The organism is Marinobacter sp. C2H3 (genome assembly GCF_037080155.1).
Taxonomy (GTDB): domain Bacteria; phylum Pseudomonadota; class Gammaproteobacteria; order Pseudomonadales; family Oleiphilaceae; genus Marinobacter.
In genome coordinates this window covers 1,123,953-1,134,625 of record NZ_JBBBNZ010000001.1, presented here as the reverse complement: position 1 = coordinate 1,134,625, position 10,673 = coordinate 1,123,953, and the positions used below count along the sequence as shown (strand labels likewise).

Here is a 10,673-nt window from a genome sequence, read left to right as displayed (position 1 = left end):
GCTGCATGAAGGCCCCCAGCGGCCACTGGGGGTGGGCCTCAATTTACCCAAACACGGCAGAAATTATCCATACAAGTTGCTGCACGCGGAAAAATTACTTGCTGCGCTCCTAATTTTCCGGTGAGCAAAGCGTTAAAGGATTCGTAAATGACAGTCTCAGTAGATAGGCTCAAAAAACTCACGACCGATTTTTTTAAGCTGCATTGGAATTTGGACGAACTTGGTTCTATCCCGAAGTGGTCGGAACCTTGGCACTTGAAAGGCGCGGCTCCCAATCATAACCGTCAGGGTGTCTACGCCTTTGTTCGGGGAAACGATGTTACCTATATAGGCTCAGGCGCGAGCAAAGGCAAAAAGGGGTATGAGGGGCATGGCCTCGGTGCAAGGCTCGGCCAGTATGTTCGAGTATCAGGCCCAGGGGAATACCGCCCGAACGACTGGAAGCTTGAGAATGCGGATTACGTGATCACGTTGGGCTTTGAGCAAGGTTTTGGGTATCTCACTTATGCACTGGAGAGCTACCTTCTTTCGAACATTCCTACAGAACATAACGCCAACAGGCCCGGCAGTTGATTCTTTAACAAGGCCAAGCACGGCGACGCCTACTACATTGCGGCTTCGCCTCCATTTCGTAGTCGCGCATGTTGGCGGCGTTAAAGGCCTTGCACCGGTGTTCTTAGGTTTGGTGTTTGCCCTCTGCTCCGCCCGTTGCCGGCAGGCAGAAAACAGCCTTCAGTTGTTCAGCGGTGAGGATCGGTAATGGGGTGTTCCGGTCGCGGGGCCATCCAGCGCAACCATCGGGCAATTTCCGCCCATTCAGTGTCCTGGTTCCTGGCGCCATGGGTCTTGCTGGTCCACAGTATCGGGAGTAGGCATTCGAGTTAGGTGCCGAAATGAATCGCCGGGTAACCGGCATTTAACCAAGCCAGGCACAGCGACGGCTTTTCCATTGCGGCTTCGCCTACATTCCAAAGCCGCGCGTGCTGGCGGCGTTATAGCAGAATTTACCGATGATATTTATCATTCCAAAACAAGACGTGACGGCGACAGACATTGCCCAACTCAGAAAGCTTTTCGGAAGCGCCATTTCGGATATCAAGCTGGCATCGAAGCTTCGAAAGCCTCTCGTAGAGATTGAGCCGTTCACGACCAACTGGGATGAAGAGAAGTTTTATCTCGCCAAACTCTACCGATTATTAGTCGGGCAAGCGTCAGTTCCCTTTGAAATCCTCGAAGGATCTTCTCTTGAAGATGCAGAATTTCTATCTTCTGGAGCGCTTTACTCACGTCTGGCTACTCTCCGAGAAATTGAGCTTGAGCAGCAGCGACTGACTGATTTAGAAATGGGGTATATTGGCTCTCCTGAGGAATTTCGGCCGCATGATCAGGATTGGCTATAACAAATCAATCAAGTACGTTCCGGGCCTGAAGGCCCTCCACCGGACCGCCTTTCCGCTGCGCTCCAAGGCGGCCGCTTATTTCAGCGTTAAGGCTGATCGTAGTGTCCACCAATGGCGAAAATATAAATGGATTTATCATCGAACCGGTATATCAGCCTGTCCTTCTGTGAGATGCGTCTTGACCACAGGCCTGATAAGTTGTGTTTGAGCGGTTCAGGTTTGCCAGTGCCAGTGGATGGATCTTCAGACCGGAGCATTTCTTTCAATAATTTGCAGAGAGCCTTGTGCAGCTTTTTGTCTTTCTCGCGCATCTTTTCATAGGCTTCCCAGGTGTTGCCCTCAAATACCAGTGATCTCATTCATCTGCTCATCATCAGGTGTGAATCCTTGGCCGCGGCTGTGAGTATTAAGGGAGGCCGCAATCTGTTGCATTAGGTCTCGGTTCTGGAGAACGTGCAGGGTTTCTTGCTCTCTCTCCCAGTCCTCAGCACTAATAATCACGAATGCCTCTCCGGCACGACGCGTTACCTTGAGGGGCTCGTGTCTACTAATGACCTGCTCGACAAGGTTTTTCAGATTGTCTCTAAATTTGTTTACACTGATTATGTCCATAGCTCCACCATCATGTACGGAAACTCCGTACAACTATAGCGCAATAGCCCTAACAAGGCCAAGCACAGCGACAGCTTTTTCGTTGCGGCTCCGCCTCCACTACAAAGCTGCGCGTGTTGGCAGCGTTATCTGTATGGTTTGGCGTAGTTTTTTGTCGGATATGTGCCCATGGGTTTCAACTTGGCGCCGTAATCGCAGCCAGAACGATCATCGGCATTTCGGCAACACTGGTGTTCGCCGTGTGGGGCAATCCGCCGATAACTCGATTGTGATCTGCTAGTCTGAAGTTCATGTTCGTTCACCGCTGAATTGGCGGTGATTTCATCAAGGTACACCGGCGGTTGCGGGTACCAGGGCAGCGCAGTAGGCCGTCATGTTGTTAGCCAGGGAACAGGCATCGCAATTACTCCCAGCTAACCAGTCGCAGCAGTTCGTGGTGGACTTCCCCTGATGCCCATAATGCTCCCCAAACCCATGGTTTTATATGTTAACTTTGCCACATACTATTTTTTTTGAATAAATTATGAATAAACCATCACTCCGAAAGCCCTATTAAAAAAATGTTATGAAATTATGGCAGATGAAAATGAGAATTTCTTTTTTGATCCTGATAGCCACACTTTTTTTGCTAAGGCCTGTTACAAGCGTGGCGGACCAGCACACTTTGAAAGATATCGATGTCTCAAGCCTCCGGGAGCAGGCCGAACACGGAAACATTGTGGCCATGCGCATCTTGGCCTTCATGCATCGCTTTGGAATTCGGGTCAAACAAGACTACGAGATTTCATTTAAATTGTATAAACAAGGTGCGGAACAGGGAGATGCCGAATCGCAATATGAACTCGGTTCTATGTATTTAGGTGGACGTGGTGTAAATAAGGATGTTTACCAGGCTTTCGAGTGGAGACAAAAGGCAGCTAAACAAGGAAATGCCAGGCACATGTATGCGCTCGGGAAAATGTTTTCCGACGGTCTTGGTGTGCAAAAAAATGATGAGTTGGCGTTTAAGTGGATAGCTGAAGCGGCAGAACAGAATTACGATATTGCTCAGGTTGAACTCGCGGAACTATATTTAAGCGGGAAGGGCGTTAAGAAGAGCCCGGATTTAGCAATTGAATGGTATAAGAGAGCTTACAACCAAGGTTTTACTCCCGCGCTCGCTCGGCTTGCTGATATTTATGATCAGGGGACATGCGTTCCCCAAGACTGTGCTGAAGCTCGCAACTGGTATATAAAATTTGCCAAACTCAATGATCAATTTGCCCAGTACAGGCTGGGCGAAATGTCGGCTAACGGCGAAGGAGCTCTAAAGGACGTTGTGACAGCTTACAAATGGTACAGTTTGGCGGCAAATCAAGGTAATGAAAAGGCAGCCCAAAAGCTGCGAGAGTTAGCCAGAGTTATGACCCCAGAGCAAATTGTCGCTGCTAAAGAGTTAGTCCGGAAATGCCGGGTGAAAGGAACGGGTACTGCAGCACGCCTGCTATGCATACAGAAATAGGGTGCCAGCGACGCCGCGTAAATCAATTACTAGGAACCCCAATGAGCCCTACATCCGCCCTAGCCCTTTTCACCGCCATGGTCGTTCTGGCGCTCATCCCTGGCCCGGGAATACTGGCGGTCATCGCTCGAACACTTGCGTCCGGCCTGCGACACGGCGTCTCGACCGTCGCGGGGATCGTCGCAGGCGACTTTGTTTTTATTACTTTCGCGATTCTGGGCCTCACGGCGCTGTCCGAACTGATGGGCGATCTGTTCGTCGTCATCAAGTACGCAGGTGCCGCTTACCTGATGTGGTTGGGGGCGTCATTGGCGTTTTCTAAGCGCACCAGAGACCGGGCGCAGCCAGTGAGCGAAGCTAACTACCTCGCGAGCTTCAGCGCCGGTCTGTTCACAACGCTGGGCAACCCCAAAGCCATTCTGTTTTACCTCAGCTTTTTCCCGGCCTTTCTGGATCTTTCATCCGTCAGTTGGCTGGACGCCGTTACGGTCTACGCCATCGCGACGACCGCCGTTGGCGGTGTCATGCTGGGCTACGCGTACGGTGCTCACCGGGCAAAATATGCCCTCCGTTCGCGCCAAGGCGAGCACGCTCTGCGGATCGGGTCCGGGGCGCTGCTGGTAGGCAGCGGCGTGTTTGTTGCGGCCAAAAGCTGACCCATCACCGGTTGTCGTGGTGGCCGTAACAAAGCCGCCGCAAGCAACAGCCCCCTACCCTCTGCTCACCAGCGGTAGCTTAGACTCCCCACCACACTCCGCTCGGCCCCGTAGTAACACCAATAATCGCAGCTCGCCACGTATTCCCGGTTGGCCACGTTGCTGGCGTTCAGCTGAACTTGCCACTGGGGCGCGAAGGCGTACCGGGCCATCAGATCAAACACGGTGTAGGACGGCACCTCAGTGCTGCCATCCCGGGTGTTGCCCACAAAACGGGCGCCGGCGCCGACTTTCAGGCCCGGGGCCAGGTCGGTGAAGGCGTAGTCCAGCCACGCGGAGGCCTGGTGGCGGGGGATGAGCGGCGCCTGGCGTTCTTCGGCGCTGGCGTTCGCTTTCACCTTGGCGTTGTTGTAGGTGTAGGCGGCGGTGAGCTGGAGCTGGTCGGTCAGGTAGCTGACGCTCTCCAGCTCGACGCCTTCGGTGCTGCGCGCCGAATCCTGTGCCTGTACCCCGCCGCCCAAGGAGGTGCCCAGGGAGTTTTTCTCGTCGATGCGGTACGCGGCGGCGGTGACGTAGCCGTCCAGATCCTCCGGGGCGATTTTCACACCCACCTCCACCTGTTTGCCCGTGCGGGGCTTGTACAGGTCGCCGCTGCCGTCGGTGCTGGCAATGGGCTGGAACGATTCGGTGTAGGACACATAGGGCGAGACACCGTTGGGTGCCAGGTACATCACCCCACCGGAGAGGGAGAACTGGTCGTTATCGGCCCCTTCGGTCACGCCCGTGGTGCGGTTGGCGTTCTTGAGCTCGGCCTGGTCATAGCGGGCGCCGGCCAGGAACACCCAGCGATCGTCCAGGCGCAGCTGGTGTTGCAGGTAATAGCCGGTCTGTTGCTTGCTGATGTCCCGCTCGATCAGGTCCGCCGGGTCAATGGGTGTGAAGTTGCCGTACTGGGGATCAAACAGGTCGATCGGGTCGCCGAACACGGCGAGGCCGTTGTCCTCTTTGCCGGTGGTGTTCAAGTCCTGGTAGTCCACGCCAACGAGCAGGGTGTTTTTGGTGCGGGCGGTGGTCCAGGTGCCGACGAGCCGGTTATCCACGGTCCAGCTGTCGGTCTCGCCGTCCCGGTAGATCAGGTAGCGCTGCCCTTCCCTCGGGCCGGTGGCGAAGAAGATAAAGCTGCTGCGCAGGAACAGGTCCAGCTGGCTGTAGCGGACGTCCTGCTCAAACCGCCAGACGCGGTTAATCTGATGGCTCAGCTCATAGCCCAGGGAGGACTGGGTGCGCTCGTTGGTGTCGTATCCGGGTTCGCTGTAGTTGGTGGACGGGGCCACTTTGCCAAACGGCGTGTTCTCCACGGTGCCGTAAGGCAGTTTGAACGGGTTGGTGGGAATAGCGTCGTCTTTCTGAACGCTGGCCAGCACGGTCAGGGTGGTGTCGTCGGTGATGTACCAGGCGAGGCTCGGGGCCAGGTAATAACGTTCGTTTTCGGTGTAATCCAGGTCGCCATCGCCCTCCCGGTAGAGGCCGACCAGGCGATAGCGGACATCCGGGCGGTCGCCCACCGGGCCGGAGGTATCCACACCCAGCTGGCGGTGGGCATTGGTGCCGGCCTGAATCTCCACTTCGCCCTGGGTCTCGTCGGTCGGGCGCTTGCTGATGGCGTTGATCACCCCACCCGGGGGCGCCTCACCGTACAGAATGGAGGCGGGGCCCTTGAGCAACTCCACCCGCTCCAGGCCGTAGGTTTCCGGCAGCCATTGATAGAACCCTTCCCGGTAGATGCGCAGGCCGTCCTGGTAGGTGGCCTGGTCGAAGCCCCGGACCTTAAACCAGTCGGTGTCGTTGTCATCACCGAACTGACCGGAAAGCACACCCGCCCGGTAGCGGAGGGTTTCATCCAGGGACTGCACGTTACGCTCCCGCAGCTCTTCCTCCTCCACCACCGAGGCCGGCCGCGGGGTTTCCACCAGCGGCGCCGACACCTTCAGCGCCGTGGCCGAGACCACCAGGGCGTCCAGGCTGGCAGGTTCAGCGTCTTGGGCCAGAACCGGCACAGACGTGGCTGTGAGGCCTACGGCAAGCGTAAGGCGAATGGCGCGGGCCAGTGGTTGGGTGAACGCAGTGGTGGGCATAAACGGACCTTTGTGACGAATGTAATGAGCGTAGGTGCGGCGGGAGGCCTCACGGATTTCGTCGGAGTTTATGTCTTAATAAATCTTAATGCAAACCATTATCATTCAATATATTATGCCAGCATAGATTGCGTTCATCTGCTCTATGAACCGATATCCGCTATGCAAGGCAACGCGTAGAAGGCAGCGGGTGCAAAAAGATGTCCCTTCGGGCTCGACAACCCGCGGAGGTTTGAGGAAGTATTGCGGTTCTGGTTTGCCATCTTCACGTCAGCCCCAAATACACGGAGGTTTCACGGTGCCCATCACCGGCATTCGCAATTTCGTATCCGTCTCGGGGGACTTGGCGACGGCGGGGCAGCCGTCGGAATCCGAACTGCAGGACATTGCGTCGGAAGGCTTTCAAGCCGTCATAAACCTCGGCCTGCTTGACCCGCGCTATTGCCTGGAGGATGAGGCGGGATTGGTGACAGCATTGGGCATGCGCTACGTCCATATCCCGGTGGATTTTCAAGCGCCTACGCAGGACGACCTTCAACGGTTTTTCCGCACCATGGACGAGGTCGCGGGATTAAAGGTGCTGGTTCATTGCGCGGCCAATTATCGTGCATCGAGTTTTGTCTCTCTGTACGGTCAGGCAAAGCTGGGGTGGTCAGAACAGGAGGCGGACAATTATCTGCGCTGCCTGTGGGAGCCGAACGATGTGTGGGCCGATTTTATTGAACGTGCGCGGGCAACGTTGGCGCCTTCTGGCTGAACGCTCGCGCTACCACAAGCGGCAAACTGCTCTATTCAGGGTCAGGTAAGAAGTGCCGATGCGCTGGGGCATGTTTTCAATTTGCTGGCAGCGTTCTGATTGATCGATAAAGCAACTTCTTTGGCGAATAGTTGAGGTTAGGCGTCATGAATCGTTTACTCGTCTGCATCACGGTCTGTCTGATGGCTGTGTTGAGCCCGCTGGCCCAATCGGGCGAGATGAAAGGCGACTATCCGATAGCCGCCGAGATCCCCGTCGGAGAGGTGCGTATCTTCCCGATTGCCGAGGGTGTTTGGGCGCACATCGCAACGCAGTCTTTCGGCGGCGTAGTGTATCCGTCTAATGGTCTGATTGTCCGTGATGGCGATGAATTACTGTTGGTGGATACCGCCTGGGGCGCGAAGAACACAACCGCCCTCCTGTCGGAAATCAAGAAGCAAATTGGGCTGCCGGTGACACGCGCGGTGTCCACACACTTTCATGACGACCGGGTCGCGGGTGTGAAGGTGCTTGAGGAGGCGGGCGTGGCAACCTACGCCACACCGGCGACGCGACAACTGGCCAAGGCAGAGGGCAACGAGATTCCAGCGCACGTTTTGGACGGCCTCTCATCAGCAGGCGACGCGGTACGCTTCGGCCCGGTTGAGCTCTTCTACCCCGGTGCCGCGCACTCGCCCGATAATCTGGTTGTTTATGTTCCATCAGCGAAGGTGCTATTAGGGGGTTGCGCCGTGCTGGAGCTGTCACGCACCTCGGTCGGTAACGTGGTGGATGCCGATCTGGACGAATGGCCGGCGTCCATCAAACGCATGCAACAGCAATTTCCGGGCGCCAAGGTCGTAATTCCGGGGCATGGTTTACCGGGTGGCCGAGAGCTTCTCCAGCGGACTGCCAATGTGGCCAAAGCCCAACGCATTATGGAGTAGCGGAGTGCGGGTTCGGCGCCGCCGCACTCCGTCACGTGTCAGCCCACGGTCACCAAGACTTTCCCAGGCCTTTGTCGGCCCGTCACCGACGCATAGGCCGCTTCCGCTGTTGAAAGATCGTAGTGGGTCGGGTCGACGAGTGGCCGCAGCTTTCCGGCTTCAACCAGTCTGGCGGCTTCGCGCAGCATGTCACCGTGGTGGGCGCGGTTTTTACCCGTCATGAAGATGCCGGAATACGTCGCCTCACGGAAGGATAAAGGTGCAAGGGCATGGGTGCCCCAACCCAGCGCGCTGACCACATGGCCGTAGTGTTTGACGGCCGCAAAGGAGCTATCCAGCGTCGCGCCCCCGACCGTATCGAACACCAGGTCAAAGCCCACTCCTGCAGTATGCTGCTTAACGTATTGCTCGACGCTCTGGGCCGTGTAGTCAATCGGTGTTGCGCCCCATTGCGCCACACATTCCTGATCACCGGGATTGGCCGTCGCGAACACCTGCGCCCCCATGGCCTGTGCGATCTGAACCGCCATGTGGCCAACACCATCGGCGCCACCGTGAACCAGAACGGTGCTACCAGGCTGCAGACGTGCACGATCAACAAGGCCGGAGTACGCGGTGATGAAGATCAGCGGCATTGTGGCGGCGTCCCGCAGGCTGAGGTGCCGGCTTGCCCGCCTCAGGGCGCTGCTGGATGTGGTGATCGACGCTTTGGGATCGGACGGCGGCGCCTGACTGCCGCCGCCATTTGATCGGCCTGTCGATTTTCGCGATCACCGTTCGACTAGAGGTATCTGTGCCCGAACCATCAGGTTGCACGGCACCCACCCTGGACTGGATGACAACCGGAGCCTCCCATGACGGACGACAAAACCCTTTACACCGCCAGAACCCTGCCCTTCTCCCCTGAGGAAATCTACAGCGCCTTTGCCTCCTCTGATTTACTGGCCGAGTGGTGGGGGCCGGAGGGTTTTACCAACACTTTCGACCTTTTTGAGTTCTGGCCAGGCGGGCGCTGGGTATTCGTGATGCATGCGCCAGACGGCACCGACTACGCCAACACGAGCACGTTCGAAAACCTGGAACCCAATGCCAACATCGTCATTCACCACGACTGCCCGCCACAGTTCCGGCTAACCATTGGGCTGAAGGCGCAGGGGCGTGGCACCCACGTCACCTGGACCCAGGTGTTTGAAAATACGCAAACGGCGCGGGCCGTCCGAGAGCGGGCCGGCCCGGCCAATGAGCAGAACCTTGACCGGCTCACACGGGTGCTTGAACAGGCCAGATACCCGCGGTGAATGCCGCTTTAGCCAATACATCCCTGGTGCCCTCACTAGGGACGACGAACGAGCCAACAGACACCAGCACGATGACAACGCCTGTCTTTGCGTTGGCTTCTATCGTTTTACGCTCGGCCCTTGTGGCCGTTAGTCAATAACACGGAGAGACTATGAAGCAGCACTTTGCTCCACCCGGTCACAGCACCGTATCGCCCTATCTCCTGGTGACATCCGCCTCGGATACGTTGGCCTTCCTTACACACACCTTCGAGGCCGTCGAGCTACAACGCGTCACTGGCAAGGATGGATCGATTCAGCATGCAGAGGTCCGAATTGGCGATTCGGTGATCATGATGGGGGAGCGTCCGTCGGCGTGCCTTCCTGCGTCCACTCACGTTTACGTGCCCAATGTGGACGAAACCTACAGCAGGGCTCTGGCCGCCGGCGCCGAGAGTCTGTCTGAGCCTAGAGACCTTCCTTATGGGGACCGCAGCGCGGGTGTTCGCGACCCTCAGGGCAACCTCTGGTGGTTGGGCACACACCTGCGGGGCGCCTGAGCGAGCGGCGTACTACACCAAAGCCACGTGAACGTGCCACTCAGGCCAGCCAATGGAGGCGCCACACCCCATGAAAAAATCGACGCTTAGCATCAGCGAGGTAACCGCTGCCCTCGCGGCAAGAGAGCCGATCTTCCATCGGTCGGAATTTGGCGCGTCTCGGGCCGATTTTGAAGCCATGGTCGCGCCCGAATTCTGGGAGATTGGCGCGTCGGGCCGCCGGTATTCGAAGGCGTTTGTTCTGGATACGCTGGAGAAAAGGCTGGGCGACCCCGAAACGCCGGCGAGCAGCGTCACCGAATTCCGCTGCCAGGAGCTCTCACCTAACCTATACCTGGCGACCTACCAGCTCGACCAGGCGGGTCGTCTGAGCCAGCGATCCACCATCTGGCGTTATCAGGGCGATCGGTGGCTCATTGTCTTTCATCAGGGCACGCAAATGACCTAACGACCGAGCTCGCCCGAGCGCTCAACGATCACTTCGCTGAACTGGAGCACTGGAACGATATCGGTATAGTTCGCGATATCCGCCCGAATTTCGTTGACGTGCGGCTCAACCGCATTGACGTAAGCGTCCACGGAATCGCAGTAAATGTGGCACATGGCAACATACGTGGCGGGCTCTCCGGGGGCCCTACCCGCAATCCCTTTGTCCACGGTGTAAAACAGACAGGCGTCGCCCATGCGCGCTTTCAGCAGTGGCATATGCGTATCTCGGTAGTACGTATGGTCGAACCATGCGCCGGGGGTGTTCGGATACATCACGCTTACTTTGATCATGTTTGGTTTCCTTGGATGCTCAATTGGCGATATCAACTTTACCGCCCTTTCGGTTTCTATCACGGATCG

14 protein-coding genes are annotated in these 10,673 nt (G+C 56.9%); 9 read left to right on the top strand and 5 right to left on the bottom strand.

Annotated elements, in window-relative coordinates; genetic code table 11:
* The first annotated feature begins 147 nt into the window (after positions 1-147).
* Together V3388_RS05100 and V3388_RS05095 are read left to right on the top strand one after the other, a co-directional pair.
* Positions 148-573: a hypothetical protein gene (locus V3388_RS05100; protein ID WP_336366438.1), complete on the top strand. Its 426-nt coding sequence runs from the start codon at positions 148-150 to the stop codon at positions 571-573.
* Positions 574-1,010: 437 nt separating this feature from the next.
* The gene (locus V3388_RS05095) at positions 1,011-1,400 is read left to right on the top strand and encodes a hypothetical protein (protein ID WP_336366437.1); all 390 of its coding nucleotides are present in this window, start codon (positions 1,011-1,013) and stop codon (positions 1,398-1,400) included.
* An 86-nt stretch (positions 1,401-1,486) separates the two neighbouring features.
* Here V3388_RS05095 and V3388_RS05090 read toward each other — a convergent pair whose 3' ends face one another.
* Positions 1,487-1,759 (bottom strand): Txe/YoeB family addiction module toxin, encoded by a 273-nt coding sequence (locus V3388_RS05090; protein ID WP_106670531.1) that lies wholly within the window; start codon positions 1,757-1,759, stop codon positions 1,487-1,489.
* The gene (locus V3388_RS05085) at positions 1,740-2,012 is read right to left on the bottom strand and encodes a type II toxin-antitoxin system Phd/YefM family antitoxin (protein ID WP_106670532.1); all 273 of its coding nucleotides are present in this window, start codon (positions 2,010-2,012) and stop codon (positions 1,740-1,742) included. The genes V3388_RS05090 and V3388_RS05085 overlap by 20 nt, the downstream gene beginning before the upstream one ends.
* A 565-nt stretch (positions 2,013-2,577) precedes the next feature.
* Between V3388_RS05085 and V3388_RS05080 the strand changes: the two genes are divergently transcribed.
* On the top strand, positions 2,578-3,513 hold the full coding sequence (locus tag V3388_RS05080; protein WP_336366436.1) for a tetratricopeptide repeat protein: 936 nt from the start codon (positions 2,578-2,580) through the stop codon (positions 3,511-3,513).
* Between the two features lie 41 nt (positions 3,514-3,554).
* The gene (locus V3388_RS05075) at positions 3,555-4,169 is read left to right on the top strand and encodes a LysE family translocator (protein ID WP_336366435.1); all 615 of its coding nucleotides are present in this window, start codon (positions 3,555-3,557) and stop codon (positions 4,167-4,169) included.
* Positions 4,170-4,234: 65 nt separating this feature from the next.
* On the opposite strand, the gene V3388_RS05070 is transcribed toward V3388_RS05075, so the two are convergent.
* Positions 4,235-6,304, bottom strand: coding sequence for a TonB-dependent siderophore receptor (locus tag V3388_RS05070; protein WP_336366434.1), 2,070 nt, complete (start codon positions 6,302-6,304; stop codon positions 4,235-4,237).
* Positions 6,305-6,602: 298 nt separating this feature from the next.
* Between V3388_RS05070 and V3388_RS05065 the strand changes: the two genes are divergently transcribed.
* Positions 6,603-7,061 (top strand): protein tyrosine phosphatase family protein, encoded by a 459-nt coding sequence (locus V3388_RS05065; protein WP_336366433.1) that lies wholly within the window; start codon positions 6,603-6,605, stop codon positions 7,059-7,061.
* 146 nt (positions 7,062-7,207) lie between these two features.
* The gene (bla, locus tag V3388_RS05060) at positions 7,208-7,987 is read left to right on the top strand and encodes a subclass B1 metallo-beta-lactamase (protein ID WP_336366432.1); all 780 of its coding nucleotides are present in this window, start codon (positions 7,208-7,210) and stop codon (positions 7,985-7,987) included.
* Positions 7,988-8,025: 38 nt separating this feature from the next.
* On the opposite strand, the gene V3388_RS05055 is transcribed toward bla, so the two are convergent.
* Positions 8,026-8,622 (bottom strand): zinc-binding dehydrogenase, encoded by a 597-nt coding sequence (locus V3388_RS05055; RefSeq protein WP_336366431.1) that lies wholly within the window; start codon positions 8,620-8,622, stop codon positions 8,026-8,028.
* A gap of 219 nt (positions 8,623-8,841) precedes the next feature.
* Here V3388_RS05055 and V3388_RS05050 point away from each other — a divergent pair, with 219 nt between their 5' ends.
* The 3 genes from V3388_RS05050 to V3388_RS05040 all read left to right on the top strand — a co-directional run bounded on the left by V3388_RS05050 (position 8,842) and on the right by V3388_RS05040 (position 10,272).
* A complete protein-coding gene (locus V3388_RS05050) occupies positions 8,842-9,285 on the top strand; it encodes an SRPBCC domain-containing protein (RefSeq protein ID WP_336366430.1) in 444 nt (147 codons plus the stop codon).
* A gap of 152 nt (positions 9,286-9,437) precedes the next feature.
* A complete protein-coding gene (locus V3388_RS05045; RefSeq protein WP_336366429.1) occupies positions 9,438-9,824 on the top strand; it encodes a VOC family protein in 387 nt (128 codons plus the stop codon).
* Positions 9,825-9,894: 70 nt separating this feature from the next.
* A complete protein-coding gene (locus V3388_RS05040; RefSeq protein ID WP_336366428.1) occupies positions 9,895-10,272 on the top strand; it encodes a nuclear transport factor 2 family protein in 378 nt (125 codons plus the stop codon).
* Here the strand turns inward: V3388_RS05040 and V3388_RS05035 are convergent.
* Positions 10,269-10,604 carry an EthD family reductase gene (locus V3388_RS05035; protein WP_336366427.1) on the bottom strand — a complete coding sequence of 112 codons (336 nt, stop codon included), beginning with the start codon at positions 10,602-10,604 and terminating at the stop codon, positions 10,269-10,271. The genes V3388_RS05040 and V3388_RS05035 overlap by 4 nt on opposite strands.
* Between the last annotated feature and the right edge of the window lie 69 nt (positions 10,605-10,673).

Excerpts from the sequence above, each read along its gene's own strand:
- V3388_RS05035 (WP_336366427.1), bottom strand. The coding sequence starts at position 10,604 with ATGATCAAAGTAAGCGTGATGTATCCGAACACCCCCGGCGCATGGTTC.
- V3388_RS05040 (WP_336366428.1), top strand. The coding sequence starts at position 9,895 with ATGAAAAAATCGACGCTTAGCATCAGCGAGGTAACCGCTGCCCTCGCG.
- V3388_RS05070 (WP_336366434.1), bottom strand. The coding sequence starts at position 6,304 with ATGCCCACCACTGCGTTCACCCAACCACTGGCCCGCGCCATTCGCCTT.
- V3388_RS05090 (WP_106670531.1), bottom strand. The coding sequence starts at position 1,759 with ATGAGATCACTGGTATTTGAGGGCAACACCTGGGAAGCCTATGAAAAG.
- V3388_RS05095 (WP_336366437.1), top strand. The coding sequence starts at position 1,011 with ATGATATTTATCATTCCAAAACAAGACGTGACGGCGACAGACATTGCC.
- bla (WP_336366432.1), top strand. The coding sequence starts at position 7,208 with ATGAATCGTTTACTCGTCTGCATCACGGTCTGTCTGATGGCTGTGTTG.
- V3388_RS05085 (WP_106670532.1), bottom strand. The coding sequence starts at position 2,012 with ATGGACATAATCAGTGTAAACAAATTTAGAGACAATCTGAAAAACCTT.
- V3388_RS05045 (WP_336366429.1), top strand. The coding sequence starts at position 9,438 with ATGAAGCAGCACTTTGCTCCACCCGGTCACAGCACCGTATCGCCCTAT.
- V3388_RS05080 (WP_336366436.1), top strand. The coding sequence starts at position 2,578 with ATGAAATTATGGCAGATGAAAATGAGAATTTCTTTTTTGATCCTGATA.
- V3388_RS05075 (WP_336366435.1), top strand. The coding sequence starts at position 3,555 with ATGAGCCCTACATCCGCCCTAGCCCTTTTCACCGCCATGGTCGTTCTG.
- V3388_RS05100 (WP_336366438.1), top strand. The coding sequence starts at position 148 with ATGACAGTCTCAGTAGATAGGCTCAAAAAACTCACGACCGATTTTTTT.
- V3388_RS05050 (WP_336366430.1), top strand. The coding sequence starts at position 8,842 with ATGACGGACGACAAAACCCTTTACACCGCCAGAACCCTGCCCTTCTCC.
- V3388_RS05055 (WP_336366431.1), bottom strand. The coding sequence starts at position 8,622 with ATGCCGCTGATCTTCATCACCGCGTACTCCGGCCTTGTTGATCGTGCA.